The organism is Paraferrimonas haliotis, from assembly GCF_002282895.1.
Lineage (GTDB): Bacteria > Pseudomonadota > Gammaproteobacteria > Enterobacterales > Shewanellaceae > Paraferrimonas > Paraferrimonas haliotis.
Genome location: NZ_NRRB01000003.1, coordinates 376,975 through 395,293, shown reverse-complemented (window position 1 = coordinate 395,293; position 18,319 = coordinate 376,975). Strand labels below are relative to the sequence as shown.

Genomic DNA, 18,319 nt, shown 5'->3' with positions numbered 1-18,319 from the left:
GCGTTAATGGTTGCAAAATGCGCAAAAAGTAGCTTTTATTAAAAATATGTTACTTGTTTGTAATAAACCTGACGTCGCTCAGGTCTTAGTAACTGAGCCAGCACAAACGCGCTGGTTGCCAATCACAATATTAGCTATTAAAGGGTCAATGATTATGAATAATGTAAAGAAAACCACAGTGGCAGCAGCGTTGGGTGCAGTAGTGCTTGGCGTATCCATGGCGCCAGTCGATGCGCAAGCAGCTCCATTCGGCTTCGATACGATGCAGCAAGGCTACCAAGTAATGGGCTCAGATAAGGGGCATGAAGGTAAATGCGGCGAAGGCAAATGCGGCGGCGAGAAAGGTAAAAAAGCCAAAGAAGGCAAATGCGGTGAAGGTAAATGCGGCGAAGGCAAATGCGGTGGAGACAAAGCCAAGAAAGCCAAAGAAGGTAAGTGCGGCGAAGGCAAATGTGGCGAAGGCAAATGCGGTGGCGACAAAAAGTCTAAAGAAGCCAAGTGTGGTGAAGGCAAATGCGGTGGCGCAGCCTAATCTAACCTTTGCATATTCTGCTTTCTACTGATGATGAGCCGGCGGTTGTGCCGGCTCGTTTTTTATCGGTAAACTGAGCAACGATAGCGGTTTAATAGAAGTACAAGGAGACGCTATGCCTCAACAGTTTAAAGGGCCACTAACCGGACTTGGATTACGTAGAGAAATGTTGACTGAGTTTTGTCAAAAAACGCCAAGTGACATTGACTTTATGGAAGTCGCTCCAGAAAACTGGATGACCTTAGGTGGACGCTTACAAAAACAGTTTCGACAGCTCACCGAGCGCCATCCGTTTGTCATTCATGGTTTGTCGTTGTCGATAGGGTCACCCGCTCCTTTAGATGTGGATTTTGTCAAACAGGTGAAAGCCTTTATGGATTTGCATAACATTGACATCTACTCCGAACACTTAAGCTATTGCTCTGGAAAAGGGCACATGTATGACTTGATGCCAATTCCTTTTACCGAAGACGCTATTGAGCACGTGATTAACCGGGTTAAGCAAGTACAAGACATCATTGAACGAAAACTGGTGCTGGAAAACGTCAGCTATTACGCGGCGCCCGGTCAAGAGATGGATGAACTGACGTTTACCAACGCCATTCTTGAAGGCGCCGATTGTGAGTTGTTATTAGATGTGAATAATATTTACGTCAATTCGGTAAATCACAAGTACAACGCCGAGTCATTTTTGGCAGGTTTGCCAAGCGAGCGAATTCGCTACCTTCATATTGCCGGTCATTATAACGAAGCCGAAGACTTATTGGTTGATACCCACGGTGCCGCAGTGTGTGATCCGGTTTGGCAATTGCTGGAAAAAGCCTATCAGCTGCACGGTGTCCACCCAACCTTGCTGGAACGGGATTTCAATATTCCACCAACATCGGAACTGCTGCCAGAATTACAACGGATTGGGCACATTCAGTCGCAACAACAAGCGCAGGCAATAAGCGCATAGGTCTTAGCAAACAAAAAGGACGAGTCTGTGGTTGACTTTAAAGACGTACAACAAGAGTTCATGGCCAGTATTCGAGACCCTGACAACGCCCCTATGCCTCAAGGTGTTTCAGCGCGACGCATGAAGGTCTATCAAGAATTGTTTTTTAATAACGTGCGTGGCTTTGTCGATGCCGCTTTTCCGGTACTGCGTAGCTTGTTTACGCAAGACGCTTGGTTGGCATTACAACGGCGCTTTTTTATTGAACACGATTGCCAATCACCTTTTTTCCTCGATATTTCGCAAGAATTCATTAACTACCTAATTGAGCACCCACAACACTTACCGCAACGGTTCGGGTTTGCACTGGAATTGGCTCACTACGAATGGCTGGAGCTGAAAGTGTCGTCCAGCATGGGCGTCGAATCGCAGCGATTAACCGAACAGCAAGTTTATCAAGGCTCTGCTTTGCTGTGCGTCCATCACGCGGTTGCTGTGGCGCAGTATCAATGGCCGGTGCAACGCATTAGTCAAGAATTCATTCCTGACGCCCCCCTAGATGCACCCATTTTTATTGCCTTGTATCGCGATGAAGAAGATGATGTTGGTTTTATGCAACTGGATGGCTTAAGTGCGCAACTGATTAGTTTTTTGCAACAACAGCCCAACCAGACCCGAGAACAATTGCAAACTTGGGCCGTGTCGTTATTTAAAGACTACCCGGAACAAACCTTGATTGAAGGCCTCGAGCGCCTTTTGCTCCAATTAGCCTCATTGGGCATTGTGCGCGGGTTATTGGGTAGCAGCAGCGACTAACGCGAACACCAAGCTCACTAGGTAAGGTTGGTGAGCGATGTTACAATCGAACTCCTTTGAGTTGAGCGTGGCATTTGGTGCAGTCTATGACCAAGATTACTAATTTATCCCAACTGGGTTGGCGACCTTTTTTTCAGCAGCAATTATCCTTAACGGATTATGACGAATCGGTGCCTGCTCGCGTGGTAGAGCAACATCGAAATCAACTGGTTTTGCGTGGTGAATCCGGGGAAATTGTATTAGCGTTACACCCTTCAATGCCAGCATTGTGCGTTGGTGATTGGGTATTGTTGGATAAGCAGCATCAATTCGTGCGACTCCTTGAACGCTTCAGTGAATTCAGCCGAAAAGCCGCCGGCAGTGGTTTGGAGAAACAGCTGATTGCCACCAACCTGGATGCGGTATTCGTGGTGATGAGCTTAAATCAAGATTTCAAGCTCAGTCGATTGGAGCGCTATTTGACTCTGGTTAATGAAACCGGTGCTCAAGCGGTTATTGTGCTAACCAAACGAGACTTATGCGACGATGTTGACTCGTTGCAAGCTCAAGTTCAAGCGCTCGACCCCTTGCTACAGGTCATTGCAGTGAATGGCTTAGACAGCGAGTCCATAGCGCCATTAAGAGATTGGTGTAAAGAAGGACAAACGGTCGCTTTTATGGGCTCATCCGGAGTCGGTAAATCCACCTTGATTAACTCGTTGCAAGGGCAGCAGTTACTGGCGACTTCGGGCATTAGAGAAGATGACAGCAAAGGGCGCCACACCACAACCACCCGCTCTTTACACTTAATGGCAGGCTCGGGCTTGTTAATGGATACGCCGGGAATGAGGGAATTGCAGCTGGCGGATGTTCAAACCGGACTGTCCACCACCTTTGCAGAGATTGAAGCGCTCGCTAAGCAATGCCGCTTCAACAATTGCAGCCACCAATCGGAACCTGGGTGTTGTGTGCAAGCGGCGCTCGCAAACGGTGAACTTGATCAGCGTCGACTAAGCAATTACTTTAAGTTGGCTCGAGAGCAGGCCCTTAATAGCGCCAGCTTGGCCCAAAAGCGAGCGAAGGATAAAGCCCTAGGGAAAATGTATCGCACCGTTCAAGGCGAATCTCAACGACGTAAAAAAGGTTATTGAGCAAATACATGCTAAAACGAAGTTTTTACTTGGTGGTTGGAATGGTGAGCCTTTGCCTGGGCTTTATCGGAATCGTAATGCCGTTATTACCCACCGTTCCTTTTATTCTGTTGGCCGCCTATTGCTTTGCCCGCTCCAGTAAAAGAATGCACGCATGGTTGCTTACGCACCCTTGGTTTGCGCAAGCGCTGGCGGATTGGCAAACCAAAAAAGCGATTAATGCCAAACTTAAGAAGAAAGCCTATCTCGTTGTTATTGCTAGTTTTAGTATAAGCATTTTGGTGGTGCCGCTGGTTTGGGTAAAAATCATGTTGGGGTGTATGTGCGTGGCTTTACTCTTGTATTTACGCAGCATTCCTCAATGCTAGAGGGTTATATCAGGGTCACAAAACTTGGAGATGGAACACATTGGCGGTAATTAGCACTTGCACGTCGGCGTTGGCTGTGAATAATTGTGTTTTTAACTGAAGCGCAACAATGCGCCAAATGCAGATTATGAATCCTGAAAGCTTGGCTCTAATTAAACAGAGCATAAAAACCATCCCAGACTATCCTAAAGCCGGCATCATGTTCCGTGACGTTATGTCTCTGATTGAAGATGCTGAAGCTTTCCAATTAACCATCGACCTTCTTGCTGAAAAATTTGCTAGCCAAGGTTTTACCAAGGTTGTTGGAACTGAAGCTCGTGGTTTTCTCTTCGGCGCCCCGTTGGCGCTTCGTCTCGGATTGGGTTTTGTGCCTGTGCGTAAACCTGGAAAGCTGCCAAGGGCGGTTATCTCTGAAGCTTACGAGTTGGAATATGGGCAAGACATTCTTGAACTGCACCAAGACGCCATTGTTGAAGGTGATAAAGTGCTGGTGGTTGACGATTTGTTGGCAACCGGTGGCACCATTGAAGCAACCGTGAAGCTTATTCGTCGTTGTGGCGGCGAAGTGAGCGAAGCGGCTTTCGTTATCAGCCTGCCAGATATTGGTGGCGAGAAGCGCCTCAATAAAATGGGCATCAATGTTACCGCGTTGGTAGAATTCGACGGCGATTAATGGCGCAGGGGACGTACCCCTGTGGATAAGTGACAATTGGGGACGTACCCTTTTTTTGGGGACGTACCCCTTTTTTGTTTTTTAGGGTCGGCCAATGCTGTGGTAGCATGGATGGTCATTATCAAGGAAAGTTTCGGGGAGCTTCATGTCCTATCAGGTGTTGGCCCGTAAGTGGCGGCCAGGTCGTTTTGATGAGGTGGTTGGCCAAGCGCACGTATTAGCCGCGTTAACTAACGCATTGCAGCAAGATAGGCTGCACCATGCCTATTTGTTTTCGGGCACGCGAGGTGTTGGGAAAACCACCTTAGCTCGCTTATTCGCCAAAGGGTTAAACTGCGAAACCGGTGTCACTTCAGAGCCTTGTGGGCAATGCTCGGCTTGTTGTGAAATTAGTGAAGGGCGCTTCGTTGACTTGATCGAGGTTGATGCCGCTTCGCGAACCAAAGTGGACGATACTCGAGAAATTCTCGAAAACGTACAATATCGACCGGCTCGTGGTCGCTACAAAGTCTACCTGATCGATGAAGTGCACATGCTGTCCAAGGCCAGCTTCAATGCGTTATTGAAAACCTTGGAAGAGCCGCCTGAGCACGTCAAATTTTTGCTAGCGACAACGGATCCACAAAAACTCCCCATAACCGTATTGTCTCGCTGTCTGCAATTCAACCTAAAAGCCCTTGCCGTAGAGCAAATTGCGGCTCAAATTGAACGCATTTTAACGGCTGAGGCTATTGAGTTTGAGCAAGGCACCAGTTTATTGTTGGCTCGAGCGGCGCAAGGAAGTATGCGCGACGGCCTAAGTTTAACGGATCAAGCCATTGCTCACGGCGCGGGCTCGTTAAAACTCAAAGCTCTGCAACACATGCTAGGTAGCCTTGATGACGATTCGGTTAATCAGTTGCTGCAAGCGGTTATTGATGGAGAATTAACGCCACTATTAAGCGTTATTGATGACGTGCTTGGCTACGGCGGCGACTCTGAATCGGTGCTTGTGGCTATGTTGCGTCGCTTGCATGAAATATCTCTGTGTCAATTCAGCGAAAGCGCCGCCCAAATTTCCAGTCACCCAGAATCGGTGATGGCTTTTGCTAAGGCGTTAACCCCTGAGCAAGTTCAACTCTACTATAAAATCGTACTGGAAGGGCGTCGAGAGTTACCGTTTGCGCCAGACCAACGTGCCGGAATTGAAATGGCGTTGATGCGAGCCATTGCTTTCGCTCCTGAAACGCCGGTCACCGTGTGGAATAAATCCCCATTACAACAAGCTGAGGTTTCACCTAAAAGGCAAGCGCAACCCCAGCCTGAGCTACAGCCCGAGCCGCAACCCGAGCTACAGCCACAACCCGAGCCACAGCCCCAGCCACAACAGCGCATTGAACCGGTACCACAGCCTGAATATCAAACCGGGCCAACGGAAAGCGAACTGTTTAGCGAGCAGCAAAACATCCTTTCTCAAGCTCAAACGCAGGGCTTGTCGAAACCGTCTGACACTGATCGCGAAGAGGCGTTAGCACCTAGCGAGCCAGATTTATTTGAAGATGACATTCTCGCGGCAGCGTTAAGTAACCGTGAGGAATTGCTTGAAGACATCAGCAAAAACGTGAGCGATGATTCGCCAAAAAAGCCTGAAACTGAGTCCGCTACCTCCGTCGTAGAAAGAACGCTTTCTGCCACTAAGCCGACTCAGTCTACCGAGCAAGAACCAACAACTAAGCCTGTTCATCCCGAACCTGTTCAGCCGGAGCCGGCCAAGCTCGAATCAACTCCAGCCGAGCCGCTTACCACAAATGACGATGGCCATAGCCAGTTGCCGGTGGAGCCGTTGGCGCTTTGGCAGCTGTTACTTGACGATAATCAAACCGATATGGTGTGGTATAAAATTTTGTCGCTACTGAACGTTGGTGGACGTTTGCGACAATTGGCGATTAACTCGGTGGCTCAACGCCAAGGTGAGCGACTCTTGTTAAGTCTTAAGCCGGACCAAAAACACCTCGGTGCTGATAAAGCGGTATTAGCGCTGCAACAAATTTTATGTGACTACTTTGAACAAACCATTACGGTTGAAGTAAGCGTTGTTGAGCCAAAAGATCGAGAAACGCCGTTAATGATTCGCCGCCGCTTCCATCAAGAAATTCTGAAAGAATCTCAGTCTCAACTGTTGCAACAACCCCCGGTTCAATGGCTGGAAAAACACCTAGGGGCTAAGTTAGATTGGGATAGCCTCAAATATCCTGAACACAAATTGACCCAAAGAGTCTAAAATATTGCACTCAGTGGGCAAATCAGTAACATAGCCTGCTTAATGACGACAACCAATTGAGAAACTCGATATGTTTGGAAAAGGTGGTATGGGCAACCTGATGAAACAGGCCCAACAAATGCAAGATCGCATGGCGAAAATGCAAGAAGAAATTGCCAAAATGGAAGTCACTGGCGAAGCCGGTGCTGGCATGGTAAAAGTCACCATGAACGGTGCTCACAATGTGCGTCGCGTTGAGATCGATCCAAGCCTATTAGGCGATGAAGACGAAAAAGAAATGTTAGAAGATCTCATTGCAGCGGCATGTAACGATGCGGCTCGTCGCGTGGAAGAAAACCAAAAAGCGAAAATGGCTGAAGTGACCGGAGGTATGAATTTACCACCGGGCATGAAACTGCCGTTCTAACACCCTTGTTCATTCCCGCTTCGGCGGGAATGATTTTATACAGTCCAAGCACAAGGAACGCTTCGTGAAATTTAGCCCACTTGTTGATGAATTGATTCAATCGCTCAAGGTGTTGCCTGGGGTTGGTCCTAAGTCGGCCCAGCGCATGGCATTTCAATTATTGGAACGCCAACGCTCTGGTGGACTGAAGCTTGGCAAAGCGTTAGAAGCGGCAATGACAGATGTTGGCCACTGCCAAAGTTGTCGCACCTTTACCGAAGAGCAACGTTGCAGCATATGCGCCAATCCCCGACGCGCAGAAGCGGGGCAATTGTGTGTCGTTGAGAGTCCTGCGGACGTTTTGGCAATCGAATCATCCGGTCATTACAGTGGCCAATATTTCGTGTTAATGGGGCATTTGTCGCCATTAGATGGTATTGGTCCAGATGATTTGGGCCTCGATGTCTTAGATGAACGATTGGCCAGTGGCGACATAAAAGAGCTCATCTTAGCCACAAATCCTACCGTAGAAGGCGAGGCTACCGCGCATTACATTGCGGATATGGCTAAAGCCCAGCGTCTTACTGTTAGTCGTATCGCACATGGTGTCCCGGTAGGGGGTGAACTAGAATACGTAGATGGTACAACCCTTGCGTTGAGTTTTAGTGGACGCCAGCAAGTCTAGAAAGAATAACATAGAGAATCTACATGTCAGTTGAACTGTATTTTTTAGGTGCGGGTAAGCCGGCTAGTGGCGATAAGCCCGCTGCTCTGAAGAACATTGCCTTGAACTTAACCGCTATGGATTGGCAATTGCACAGTTTTCAAAACATTGCCCGTCCCAGTCAAACCCACTTCATTGGCGGTTATCACATCGAAGATGTGGTTCGCCAGTACCCAGAATTGAATTTCACGGTAGCATCGGATTGGCAACATCGAACGGCGTTAGATTCGCTGTTAACTGCGCCGTTTAACGGTCGTCCGGTTATTACTTCTTATTCAGATACCTTATTTCGCAGAGACTTTGTAAACCGACTGATTGAAACCAGTGCCGATGTCACCATGGTGATTGATAGCGCATGGCAACAGCGCTATCAAGGGCGCAGTCAAACCGATATGGTCGCCGCCGAGACGCTGTTAGTCAATGGTGAAGAAGTCGAGTTCACCGGCTTAATGCATCTTAGCAGCAAAGCGGTCGATGTGTTGCAAGGTGAACTGAATAATGCCCGTCTAAACAGCGATCAAGCGCTGACTCAGCTTCAAGGCAAGAGCTTGCTGGCTTTAATCGCGTTTTTTGAGCAAACCACATGCTCTATCAATTATGTGGACGTGCGAGGTGATTGGGCCGAATTCAACTCGCCCACGGATATTGCTAATTTTATTTTAGGAACCAAAGCCGATACCCTCGCGCGTTTAGAGCATAGAGTCAAAAAAAGCGTTATTGGAAAGCAGGAAAGCTTTACCACGCTCCAATGGCGCAGCCAGCCACAGCAGGTCATTAACGCCATTCGCGGCCAATTTGGAGACAGCCAATTGGTGGTGCGTTCAAGCTCCAAAGGCGAAGATAACTGGCATTCCTCTAATGCTGGCGGCTTTGAAAGCATTCTTAATGTAAGTGGTGTCGACGATGGCGAATTGACGGAAGCGGTCAATGCGGTTGTGGATTCCTATGGAAAGCCACAAACCGATTCGGATCAAGTGCTAGTACAAGCGTTTCTAACGGATGTGGCAATGGCCGGGGTGGTGTTCACCTGTACCCTTGAGTCGGGCGCTCCTTACTATCGTTTTAATTTTGATGACTCCACTCAATCGACAGAGTCTGTGACTGCTGGTACACATGGCGAGCTGCGAACGGTACTTGTAAGTAAACTTTGCCCAGAGGCGTTATCGAAAAGCGCTGCAGAGTTGAATCCTGTATTAACTGCGGTACAAGAGCTGGAGCAGATTCTTGGTTTCGATAAGCTGGATATTGAATTTGCCGTTGATAACCAAGGTCATGTGCATATTTTTCAAGTGCGGCCAGTGGTGGTTAATCACGACAACTACGACATCGATATTGATCGAATAAAAGCCTCCATTGATACCGATCTAGAGCGCTTTAAACAATTGCAAGAGCGGCTGCCTTTTATCTGTGGCGACAACACGCTGTTCGCTAATATGCCGGATTGGAATCCAGCTGAAATTATAGGAACTCGACCTAAACCCTTGGCGTTTAGTTTGTATCAGCAGTTGATAACCAACGATGTTTGGGCGCAGCAACGAGCCGAGTATGGCTACAAAGATGTGCGTCCTTACCCATTAATCGTGGCATTTTCAGGGCAACCTTATGTGGATGTCCGAGCCAGCTTTAACTCATTTTTACCCAAAGATTTGAGCGTTGAGAGTGGCGAGCGCATCGTTAATGCTTACCTAACCATACTCAGAGACAACCCCCATTATCACGATAAAATTGAGTTTGATGTTGCCTTTACCATTTGGACTCCAGACTTTCAGGCCAAGGCGCAACAGCGGCTCATGCCCTATGGTGTGACCCAACAAGATATCGACCTACTTGAGCTTGGTTTAAAAGCCATTACGCGACGTGCACTTACTAGGTTGCAGGATGACATTGCCAGCATTGCTACCTTAAGTTTGCGTAGCAAACAAATAGTGGCCAGTTCAATAACGCCCATCGACAAAGTACTGGCTCTCCTAGACGATTGTAAGCGCTTTGGTACCTTGGCCTTCTCCCACGCCGCTAGAGCGGGCTTTGTCGCCACCACAATGCTAAATTATTTAGTGGGTAGCGGTGCGTTAGCCGAATCTCGAAAACTGCAATTTTTAAACAGCTTTACTACGGTTGCCGGCGATTTTGAGCAGGACAAAGCGAGCTATGTTAATGGCAGTGTAAGTGAACAAGCCCTCATCGAAAAATACGGTCATTTGCGACCAGGTACCTACGAGGTTACCACTCAAGCTTATTGGGAAGATCCACAACAGTATATTTTGCCATCAGAAGCGGCTGCCGCGAGCCATGACACCTCTGACTTCGAGTTTACTGAGCAAGAAATCAGTGCCATAGAGCAGCTGCTTAACGGGCTTGAGAGTGAGCTGAGTTGGCACCAATTTTCGTGACTACTTAGTTGCGGCGACCCAGCAGCGTGAGCGAGTAAAATTTGAGTTCACTCGTAACCTCAGCAACGCTCTTGATGCAGCCATTGAGTTTGCGCAACATCATGAGATCAGTCGAGAAGCACTGTCCTATCTCACCTTCGACGATTTAATGCGGGTAAAATTAAACACCTTGAGCCATTCGGTGTTGGCTAGCATCATTGAGGCGAGAAAGCAGGATTATCAATTGACCAAGGTCATCGAGTTGCCTTCGTTAATTTCAAAACCAGAGCAATTCTTTAGTTTTGAGCGATACTCATCGCAACCGAATTTCGTGGGCATCGGCAAAGTACTGGGGGATGTGGTTAATTTATCCAACTCTAATGGCAACAGCAGCTTGTTGTCTGGCAAGATCGTTATGATATCTCAAGCGGATCCGGGGTATGACTGGCTGTTTGGGCACGACATTGCGGGGTTAATTACCCAATATGGCGGTGCCAACTCGCACATGGCGATACGTTCTGCCGAAATTGGGCTACCCGCTGCTATTGGTGTGGGGGAAAAGCTATTTGATAGCCTGTCGCAAGTGCAGCGTCTGGAATTGGATTGCATTAACCAAACCATACGGTTAGTGGACTAAACAATGAAGCGTATTGGAATAACCCAACGAGTTGATGTCGTAAGCAGTTACGCAGAGCGCCGTGACGCACTGGATCAAAATTGGTACGAGTTAGTGCTTGAGGTGGGGGCCGTTCCAGTGCCTTTGCCGAATCTGGCTCCCGAGCAAGTACCGGCACTGATGCAAGCTCTAGACTTGGATGGCGTTATTTTAAGTGGCGGCAATAGTCTCGGCTATCTTGACGATACTGCCTCAGATTACGCCCCAGAGCGCGATGCGTTTGAAACCGCTTTAATCGACTATGCACTGGCGGACGATTTGCCCTTGGTGGGTGTCTGTCGTGGCTTGCAGATAATAAACCATTGTTTAGGTGGGCATCTTGAGCCTGTGCAGCATCATGTCGCGGTGGAGCATTCACTGACGACTATAAGCGGTGGTGATTACCAGTTACCTGAACGGGTTAACAGTTATCACGCCTATGGTATACCGGCAACTGGTTTAGGGCAGGGCTTGCGCGCGTTAGCGACGGATGAGCAGGGGAATATTGAAGCCTTTGAGCACCAAGATAAACCGGTTTTTGGGATGATGTGGCATCCAGAGCGGGGTAAGCCATTCTCCGAAATTAACATTAACTTATTGAAAAGAATATTATTATGACCAAGGTTTTGATTTTGGCTGCAGGCCAAGGCACGCGTTTACGACCCATTACCAATGATCGCCCTAAGTGTTTGGTTCCGATTATGGGAGAATCCTTGCTTGAGCGCCAAGTGCGCGTGCTTAAGCGCCAAGGAATTAACGATATTCACATCGCCACCGGTTATTTGTCTGAAAAAATTGAGCAAATGGGGTTTGATACTTCGTTTAACTCGCGCTTTGATAGCACCAATATGGTGGAAAGCCTGTTCTCTGCATTAGCGTTTATCAAAGCGTGCAACGAAGACTTAATCATTGCCTATGGCGATATTATTTATCAAGACAATAACTTGCAAACCTTGCTGGACTGCGACGACGAGATAGGGTTAATGATCGATAGGCAATGGCGAGCGCTTTGGTCGCTGCGTCTTGAAGATCCGCTGCAAGATGCAGAAACCTTAATGATGGATGAGCAGGGCTATGTTACTGAGTTAGGAAAAAAGCCTGACAGTTATGATCGCATTCAAGGGCAATACACAGGGCTTATTAAGATTCGAGCCGACAAAATAGCGTCCTTCATAGAGTTTTATCAATCACTGGATCGCAGTGCCACCTATGACGGTAAAGATTTTGACAACATGTACATGACCACCTTCTTGCAGTCACTCATTGATGCCAACTGGAAAGTGAAAGCGGCTTTGGTAGACAATGGTTGGCTGGAAGTGGACTCTGTGGATGATCTTAACACCTACGAAGCCTGTGCAAAAAGTGGTGAATTGGATGCTTTTATTAAGTTAGAAGAGTAAATCACACAAACATTCACACACGCCACACATCAGTATCGAGCAGTTTGGACAATACTAGAGTCATCGGGTAACGAGTTGGTTACCCACCCAATCTCTCCTTGCTAATGTGATTAGATATATTTTAGGCCTCACTTGTTGAGGCCATTTTTTTGTCTTAAATTGCGGTTGCAATCTGTTCCAATGCGGTCAAACTAGGTGGCATCATTACGTCGTGCACCTGCTAGGAGTCACCGTGTCGCAAAGCTCGCAAGTATCCATTTATTATCTCGAAATGCTGCAATTTGAGCAGGCTAAGCTAATTACTGCCGCTCAAGATATGACAGTGGTGGAAGCGAAACTTGATGAGTTTCAGTTTAATCGGTACTTGTATCAGCTCGTAGGCCAACACTGGCAGTGGCACGATAAGCTTAATCATAGTGAGCAACAGTGGCGCAATTATGTGGAGCGTCCGCAACTTCGCACCTGGGTGGGTTATTGCCAAGGCAGTATTGCCGGTTATTTTGAGCTGGAGTTTGACTCCGATGGCAATACCGAAATCAAATATTTCGGCTTAGCGCCTAAATTCATAGGCAAAGGCTATGGCGGCTATTTGTTGTCACAGGCAATCGAAAAAGCGTGGCAGCAAACTTCGACTAAGCGGTTGTGGGTGCACACCTGCACCCTAGATCACCCAAAAGCCTTAACCAATTATCAAGCCAGAGGCTTTAAGCTCTATAAAACAGAGCTTGATAACAGCTAACAGCGGTTAACTGTCTGCGCGAGTGAAATGCTCGCGAATGTAGAAATCTCCGCTCTGCTCGGTCATTACCAGTAAATAACAGCCTTGCCAGTCAGTGTTTATGTCGATTGGTTTGGCTTTTGTGGGTTTCACGGTGCCCATGTAATTATGGCAGCGCAGCTGCACGGCATTGTCACCCGACGGCAATTGCAAAACTTCAACAGACTGCCCTGATATCGGATAATAAAGCGGATGCTCCTCGTGAGCATACACTTGAGCGGTAATTTTCGAGCTATTTAGGAAAATATCACGTACTTGAGCCATCACACCTTCAAGGGCTGAGCTGTAGTTTTTCGCCTCGTCGGAAGTTAACTCGTTTAGCGCATTGTATTGGTGTGCTGCAATCCTAAGTTGACCTAAACTGGCGGCCAAAGAGATCATTGTGTAGCGGTTTCTCATCGCAATCTTGCTGGGCACAAGAGTATCAAAACTTGCCGCTTCAAGCCTATACATCAACTCTTTGGCTGGGTCTTTGACTTGTTGCCAATAGTCGGCTTGAAGCAGGTTAAAGTAAAACGCTTCGGTATTGTTTAGCCGCTCACGTTTGCTCAAGGATCGAATGGTTTTGGCAACCTCTTCTAACTTGTCATCGGTAATAAGTTGGTAAGCGTCGGTAATCTTAGCTTTAAAGCGTCGTGATACTTCCTCAGGACTGCTGCCTAGGGTGAAGTCGAGTCTGACAGTGCCGGTTCGAGTGTAGCTCTCCTTTTCAGTTGATAGTTTGGGGTATTGCCACTGCTTTAAGGCTTTTTTAGCGAACGGTGAAAATACATTATTGGTAGTGTTCAAAAAAATGATGTCATCAACCTGACCTTGAGGGTCGACACTAAACGACATCGTTACCGAACCTTGTTTACCTTCTCGAGCCGCAGATATTGGGTATTTGGGATGTACCCTAATTGACGCCTCGAGTTTCCACTCTTCTTCCGTTAAGGCATCGCTAGAAACCGATAATAGGGGGGTGAGGGCAAGGCTAACGCCTACTAACAATAAGGTGAGTTTATTCATGCTGCAAATTCCTTTTTTTACTACTTATCCTAAGTAATCAAGATCCTAAATAAACAAAGTTACTTTATCAATTGCTTACAAGTTCATCAACTTGCTGTTATTTTAGCCATGCAGCGGCAGTCTCGACTAATGGGTATAAACAAACCCGCCGTATAAGTACTTGGTGGCTTCAGCGCCTAGAATTAGCACTTTATCACCAGCTTCTAATGGCAATTCAGCTAGAGCCGTGGCAAAACTCACCCAAATAGCGGCGGAGCCGAGGTTACCAAAGCGCTTTGCATGATTAATGATTCGGCTAGGGGAAATACCCAATTCCTTTGCCAATAAGCTATCAATGTGACCATTGGCTTGATGAGGCAGTATGTAACGAAAATCGTCTAAGCAGTAGCCTCGGGCAGTAATGGCTGCAAGCCCGTGTTCAAACAGTTTAGGGCCATGGGTGCGAACAGCGCTAAAGTCATGGTCGAAGCGTGCCATCTGGCCATCCCCAACGCTATTAGCACCGCCATCAAGATAAAACCCTGGCGATTTGCCAACCCCAATCTGGCCCAGATAAATGTCGCTGATTTTAGCGCGCTCACCATTGCACGGCGCCACAATGACACCACCGGCACCGTCTCCCATTTGTACGTAGTTTACTAATTGGCCGCGGTCGATGAACGACTCGTCAATGTCAAAGTACACCGAGCCGGTTTCACTGCCCACAATGGCAATGTGTTGATCGCCGTTGGCGCACAGACCACTGGCAACTTGCAGCGCATTGGCGAAGCCACAACAGGCTTGTCGTAACTCCATATACGGACCGTGGTAATTGAGTGTATCGGCGAGCCAAGCTGCATTAGGGGGTACTTGGGTATGAGGTGTGGTGGTGTGAGTCACTAGGTAATCCAATTGGCTTGTGGCCAGATTGGCTTTGGCCAAAGCCTCGCTAATAAGCTGCTGCGCCATGTCAACTCCGGTGGGGCTCGCTTGACTGCGTCGAGCATCTAGCCGTCGACTTAAATGGCGTTGTTCGATTCCGAGACGCTTTAGCATGACTTTAGCTTGGCGAACGTACTTGCTTGATACATGTTGGCCTAATGCCTCTAATAGCTGTTCATTAGAGACGCTGTCATTAGGAAGGATTGCGTTCGCCGCTAACAGGGAAAGCTCTTGCTTTGCAAATTTTACTGCCATTTACTTACCAGTTTCCGTTCTAAGTTATCCAAATCTACGCCAAGGTGCTCGAACGCACGGTGTTGGCTGCTTAACAGTTCAAACAAGCTGTTAGAAATCGTTACCGCCCGTTGGTGCATTTGGGCGAAACTCGCGCCGTTTTCAGCGGCGTATTGACGAGATACATACACGTGTTTGGCTTCATCGCGCATTATCAGCTGACAAAGCTGGCTGAACGGGTGATTACGCCCCAGTGTACTAACAGACATGGCTCGCATTACCTGAGTGACACAGGCATCCAGTGCGGCGATGTTGATAAATTGTTCCGCCGTGGTTTGACTGCGTCCTAAACGGGCATAAAAGCGTTGCGACAAACGTTGCGAGCGGTGCTGTTGCGATGAGGCTGGTAATTGCTGCAAGACCCACTCTAACGCTTGGTCGTGGCGACTCTCATCACGCTCTACCAGTAATAAGGCTCGCTGAGATTGGCTGTTTGCGGGGAGCAATTGAGCGTGTTGCGAAAACACGAGTTGCGCAGATTGCTCGCCGCATAAGAGTAACGGCATAAGTTGGGCGAGGCTTAGAGCCTGCTCATCGGTAAACGAGAGTCGCGTTGGCGCAAACTGGCGAAACCATCGGTTAATATCATGCTCACCTTGGCTCACCGCAATGATTGGTGAATCTGCAGGCAAAGGAAAACAACGGCTAGATGGACTCACGAGGTGCCTCCGTAATTGCTTGAACCTTTTGTTTTGGCAGTATGAGTGGCAACAACCATAAATCGAACAGCCAAGCGAAAAAAATCACCATTGCTGAGAGTAACCCTAATTCAGCAATGGGAGCAAAGTCTGATAGTAACCCTAACGCAAAGCCGACCACCAAAGCTAAACTGGTGAGTGATATTGCCGACGCAATGCCCATCATACGTCGACGTCTTTGATGCAGGTAACGGTATGGGCTGGTCTTTAAAATAACGTGAAAGCTATCATCCACTACAATGCCAAAAATCATCCCCATGACCACAGCTGCTCCTAGGCTCATGTGGCCACCGATGATTTGCCAAATGGCGAATGCCCATAATAAGGGCACCACATTTGCGATGATGGCAATGCTGGCTAAATAAACGTCTCTGCGCAGCAAGCAAATGGTGCTAAACGCTAATACCAGCGCGAGCACAAACGCTTGCAACATTCGTTGAGCGTTGTGTTGACTTAATTGCGCAAACAGAAGTGTTCGACCTAGTAAGGGACTGGTGTCATGGACAAACGCTTGTTGAGACAACCAATGCAGCCATTGGCGTTCAAACTCCAACAATTGTGCTGAGGTGGTGGGCGTCAAATACACACTAATAAGTGTCGACTTTTTAGCTTGATTGAGAATTGAAGCCCGCTCGGCTCGCTCGAACAAGCGCTGATTACTCTGCATCGCCACCATCAAGGCTTGTGACGCCGATGCCCTATAATCCAGCAAACTAGAGACAAAGGTAACGTCATCCCGCTGCTCAAAATAACCTTGAATAGCTGCAAGCTGTTGGCGATAGTCAGTGTCGTACCAACTCGAGTCATTTGCCTCGCTCGTTACAACAAGATGTAATTGATTTACCCCATAAAAGGTTTGCTCGATGCGCTGGGTGCCTTGGGTGAATGGATTGTCTTCAGGAAAATACCCAAGCGGATCGTCATCGAATTTTAGTTGCCAGCAAAAGGTTAATGACAACCCGGTTATTAGAAAGGTTGTTGTCAATAATGGCCGACGCCATCGCTGGCACCCTCTCACCAACCGAGCCAGGGGTTGTTCAGCCCATACTAACTCAGCAGCATAGGGTTGTCGGGAGCGATAATAGTGGCACAGTCCCACTCCCAGCAGGGCGTAGCTTGCTATAAAATTAAAAGCGATGGCAAAGGCCACCAACACACCGAAACTGCTAATGGGCGGGGAAGGACTGAATGCCAGTATTACGAACCCAAAAATGGTGGTTATACCGCCCCAAAACAACGGCGATAAATTGCTGGATAAACTCGACTTCATCGCTTCATATGCGCATCGCTCTCGCCGCAACACCAATCGCCAAGAAAAATACAGGTGGGCGGTATAAGCCAGAGACAAAATAACAATCACGACCGGAACAAAAGCAGAGATAGCGGCGAGGGATAACCCAAGCCAACCGGCCACCCCTAAGGCACTGATTAAACTAAACAGTGCGCAGCCTGCCATGGCCAACAACCAAATTCGGTGGCGAATAACAAATAACAGCAACACGCTCAATAGTAAGGCGAGTCCAAGGGCAAAACGCTTCAAGTCTTGCCGTATTATTTGTGCGTATTGCCAGTTTAATGCCAGTTCACCGCTGATAAAATAGTCGACGAGTTGTTTGTCGGCGAACATTGCAAGTTGATGGGATACCCCCTCAAGAGTGTTTGCTAAGCGAGGTTTATCGGCGAGAGTCTGGGGGTCTACCGTTAACTGCATTATGATGGCGGTTTGTGCATCATTAATGAGCAAGGCACGTTGCTTGCGAGGTAGCTGGCTTAAGGGCGTTTGAGTTAGAGTTTGCGGATAGCCTGCAATTCCTTTAATGCCGTTGATGGTATGCAGTTGTTCTACCAATCTAAGCAGTTGCCGTTCTTCATTCGAACCGGGCCAAGGACTGTTTTTCTCCAGCAGAATTATCAAACTCGGGTCCAATTTAAAGTCTTTTTGGGCCTGATAAAAGGCATTGGTCTGCGGATCGTTAGGATCAAAATAGGCGCTGATGTCGGTTTGAATTGTTACGCGAAAAATGCCCACCAAGGCAACGGCAAGGGCTATTAACCACAAGCACAGCACAGGTTTCCAACGGCATTGATAAATCAAGCTGAGCCAAAATTGTGCCATGTTCTCCTCAAGGCGCTTGTTATTATTGGAATAGACCTTAACAGGACGTGGTTTCTTTCCACAAATGATTATTTTTTTGTCATTCGCCAAGCTCGCCATTTTGTTAATAAATGGTTAATTATGCTACTTTTTGATGGTGAACACCTTAATAGGCTCGGTAGCACAAATTAACCTGTTGTTTATATTGGTAAAAATACTTGGTTTAGAACTTGCTTGTATTGGTGTCTGTCATTCATTGTGCTGATCAGAGCACTT

At 47.7% G+C, this 18,319-nt stretch carries 18 protein-coding genes; 14 read left to right on the top strand and 4 right to left on the bottom strand.

Features of this window, described 5'->3' with window-relative positions; translation table 11 throughout:
* Positions 1–154 precede the first annotated feature (154 nt).
* The 14 genes from CLC91_RS08455 to CLC91_RS08395 all read left to right on the top strand — a co-directional run bounded on the left by CLC91_RS08455 (position 155) and on the right by CLC91_RS08395 (position 12,988).
* The gene (locus CLC91_RS08455; RefSeq protein ID WP_095498589.1) at positions 155–532 is read left to right on the top strand and encodes an HvfA family oxazolone/thioamide-modified RiPP metallophore; all 378 of its coding nucleotides are present in this window, start codon (positions 155–157) and stop codon (positions 530–532) included.
* A 115-nt stretch (positions 533–647) separates the two neighbouring features.
* Positions 648–1,490 carry an HvfB family MNIO-type RiPP peptide maturase gene (locus CLC91_RS08450; RefSeq protein WP_095498489.1) on the top strand — a complete coding sequence of 281 codons (843 nt, stop codon included), beginning with the start codon at positions 648–650 and terminating at the stop codon, positions 1,488–1,490.
* Between the two features lie 27 nt (positions 1,491–1,517).
* A complete protein-coding gene (locus tag CLC91_RS08445; protein ID WP_095500250.1) occupies positions 1,518–2,285 on the top strand; it encodes an HvfC family RiPP maturation protein in 768 nt (255 codons plus the stop codon).
* An 86-nt stretch (positions 2,286–2,371) separates the two neighbouring features.
* Positions 2,372–3,415, top strand: a complete 1,044-nt coding sequence (rsgA, locus tag CLC91_RS08440) for a ribosome small subunit-dependent GTPase A (protein WP_095500249.1) — start codon at positions 2,372–2,374, stop codon at positions 3,413–3,415.
* An 8-nt stretch (positions 3,416–3,423) separates the two neighbouring features.
* On the top strand, positions 3,424–3,783 hold the full coding sequence (locus CLC91_RS08435; protein ID WP_095500248.1) for a YbaN family protein: 360 nt from the start codon (positions 3,424–3,426) through the stop codon (positions 3,781–3,783).
* A 118-nt stretch (positions 3,784–3,901) separates the two neighbouring features.
* Positions 3,902–4,456, top strand: coding sequence for an adenine phosphoribosyltransferase (apt, locus tag CLC91_RS08430; RefSeq protein ID WP_095498587.1), 555 nt, complete (start codon positions 3,902–3,904; stop codon positions 4,454–4,456).
* A 145-nt stretch (positions 4,457–4,601) separates the two neighbouring features.
* Positions 4,602–6,716 (top strand): DNA polymerase III subunit gamma/tau, encoded by a 2,115-nt coding sequence (dnaX, locus tag CLC91_RS08425; protein ID WP_095500247.1) that lies wholly within the window; start codon positions 4,602–4,604, stop codon positions 6,714–6,716.
* Between the two features lie 70 nt (positions 6,717–6,786).
* The gene (locus tag CLC91_RS08420; RefSeq protein WP_095498485.1) at positions 6,787–7,122 is read left to right on the top strand and encodes a YbaB/EbfC family nucleoid-associated protein; all 336 of its coding nucleotides are present in this window, start codon (positions 6,787–6,789) and stop codon (positions 7,120–7,122) included.
* A 64-nt stretch (positions 7,123–7,186) separates the two neighbouring features.
* Positions 7,187–7,786, top strand: coding sequence for a recombination mediator RecR (gene recR / locus CLC91_RS08415; RefSeq protein WP_095498484.1), 600 nt, complete (start codon positions 7,187–7,189; stop codon positions 7,784–7,786).
* Positions 7,787–7,809: 23 nt separating this feature from the next.
* Entirely contained in the window at positions 7,810–10,215 is a 2,406-nt protein-coding gene (locus tag CLC91_RS08410; RefSeq protein ID WP_198950913.1) for a PEP/pyruvate-binding domain-containing protein, read from the top strand.
* A gap of 148 nt (positions 10,216–10,363) precedes the next feature.
* Positions 10,364–10,831, top strand: a complete 468-nt coding sequence (locus CLC91_RS15025; protein WP_198950912.1) for a PEP-utilizing enzyme — start codon at positions 10,364–10,366, stop codon at positions 10,829–10,831.
* Between the two features lie 3 nt (positions 10,832–10,834).
* The gene (locus tag CLC91_RS08405) at positions 10,835–11,467 is read left to right on the top strand and encodes a type 1 glutamine amidotransferase (protein WP_095498483.1); all 633 of its coding nucleotides are present in this window, start codon (positions 10,835–10,837) and stop codon (positions 11,465–11,467) included.
* Complete coding sequence (locus CLC91_RS08400) at positions 11,464–12,249, top strand: phosphocholine cytidylyltransferase family protein (RefSeq protein WP_095498482.1); 786 nt, start codon at positions 11,464–11,466, stop codon at positions 12,247–12,249. Before CLC91_RS08405 ends, CLC91_RS08400 begins: the two co-directional genes overlap by 4 nt.
* Positions 12,250–12,481: 232 nt before the next feature.
* Positions 12,482–12,988 carry a GNAT family N-acetyltransferase gene (locus CLC91_RS08395; protein WP_233132599.1) on the top strand — a complete coding sequence of 169 codons (507 nt, stop codon included), beginning with the start codon at positions 12,482–12,484 and terminating at the stop codon, positions 12,986–12,988.
* 6 nt (positions 12,989–12,994) lie between these two features.
* Here CLC91_RS08395 and CLC91_RS08390 read toward each other — a convergent pair whose 3' ends face one another.
* The 4 genes from CLC91_RS08390 to CLC91_RS08375 form a co-directional block, all read right to left on the bottom strand.
* Positions 12,995–14,035, bottom strand: coding sequence for an energy transducer TonB (locus CLC91_RS08390; RefSeq protein WP_095498481.1), 1,041 nt, complete (start codon positions 14,033–14,035; stop codon positions 12,995–12,997).
* A 126-nt stretch (positions 14,036–14,161) separates the two neighbouring features.
* Positions 14,162–15,211, bottom strand: coding sequence for a 3-oxoacyl-ACP synthase III family protein (locus CLC91_RS08385; protein WP_095498480.1), 1,050 nt, complete (start codon positions 15,209–15,211; stop codon positions 14,162–14,164).
* Positions 15,202–15,909 carry a hypothetical protein gene (locus CLC91_RS08380; protein ID WP_095498479.1) on the bottom strand — a complete coding sequence of 236 codons (708 nt, stop codon included), beginning with the start codon at positions 15,907–15,909 and terminating at the stop codon, positions 15,202–15,204. Before CLC91_RS08380 ends, CLC91_RS08385 begins: the two co-directional genes overlap by 10 nt.
* Positions 15,896–18,064 (bottom strand): efflux RND transporter permease subunit, encoded by a 2,169-nt coding sequence (locus CLC91_RS08375; protein WP_158220717.1) that lies wholly within the window; start codon positions 18,062–18,064, stop codon positions 15,896–15,898. The genes CLC91_RS08380 and CLC91_RS08375 overlap by 14 nt, the downstream gene beginning before the upstream one ends.
* Positions 18,065–18,319 lie beyond the last annotated feature (255 nt).

What these genes read in the sequence shown, in the direction of transcription:
- CLC91_RS08400 (WP_095498482.1), top strand. Translation starts at nt 11,464, where the DNA reads ATGACCAAGGTTTTGATTTTGGCTGCAGGCCAAGGCACGCGTTTACGA.
- CLC91_RS08385 (WP_095498480.1), bottom strand. Translation starts at nt 15,211, where the DNA reads ATGGCAGTAAAATTTGCAAAGCAAGAGCTTTCCCTGTTAGCGGCGAAC.
- apt (WP_095498587.1), top strand. Translation starts at nt 3,902, where the DNA reads ATGCAGATTATGAATCCTGAAAGCTTGGCTCTAATTAAACAGAGCATA.
- CLC91_RS08410 (WP_198950913.1), top strand. Translation starts at nt 7,810, where the DNA reads ATGTCAGTTGAACTGTATTTTTTAGGTGCGGGTAAGCCGGCTAGTGGC.
- CLC91_RS15025 (WP_198950912.1), top strand. Translation starts at nt 10,364, where the DNA reads ATGCGGGTAAAATTAAACACCTTGAGCCATTCGGTGTTGGCTAGCATC.
- CLC91_RS08405 (WP_095498483.1), top strand. Translation starts at nt 10,835, where the DNA reads ATGAAGCGTATTGGAATAACCCAACGAGTTGATGTCGTAAGCAGTTAC.
- CLC91_RS08435 (WP_095500248.1), top strand. Translation starts at nt 3,424, where the DNA reads ATGCTAAAACGAAGTTTTTACTTGGTGGTTGGAATGGTGAGCCTTTGC.
- rsgA (WP_095500249.1), top strand. Translation starts at nt 2,372, where the DNA reads ATGACCAAGATTACTAATTTATCCCAACTGGGTTGGCGACCTTTTTTT.
- dnaX (WP_095500247.1), top strand. Translation starts at nt 4,602, where the DNA reads ATGTCCTATCAGGTGTTGGCCCGTAAGTGGCGGCCAGGTCGTTTTGAT.
- CLC91_RS08455 (WP_095498589.1), top strand. Translation starts at nt 155, where the DNA reads ATGAATAATGTAAAGAAAACCACAGTGGCAGCAGCGTTGGGTGCAGTA.
- CLC91_RS08420 (WP_095498485.1), top strand. Translation starts at nt 6,787, where the DNA reads ATGTTTGGAAAAGGTGGTATGGGCAACCTGATGAAACAGGCCCAACAA.
- CLC91_RS08390 (WP_095498481.1), bottom strand. Translation starts at nt 14,035, where the DNA reads ATGAATAAACTCACCTTATTGTTAGTAGGCGTTAGCCTTGCCCTCACC.
- CLC91_RS08450 (WP_095498489.1), top strand. Translation starts at nt 648, where the DNA reads ATGCCTCAACAGTTTAAAGGGCCACTAACCGGACTTGGATTACGTAGA.
- CLC91_RS08375 (WP_158220717.1), bottom strand. Translation starts at nt 18,064, where the DNA reads ATGGCACAATTTTGGCTCAGCTTGATTTATCAATGCCGTTGGAAACCT.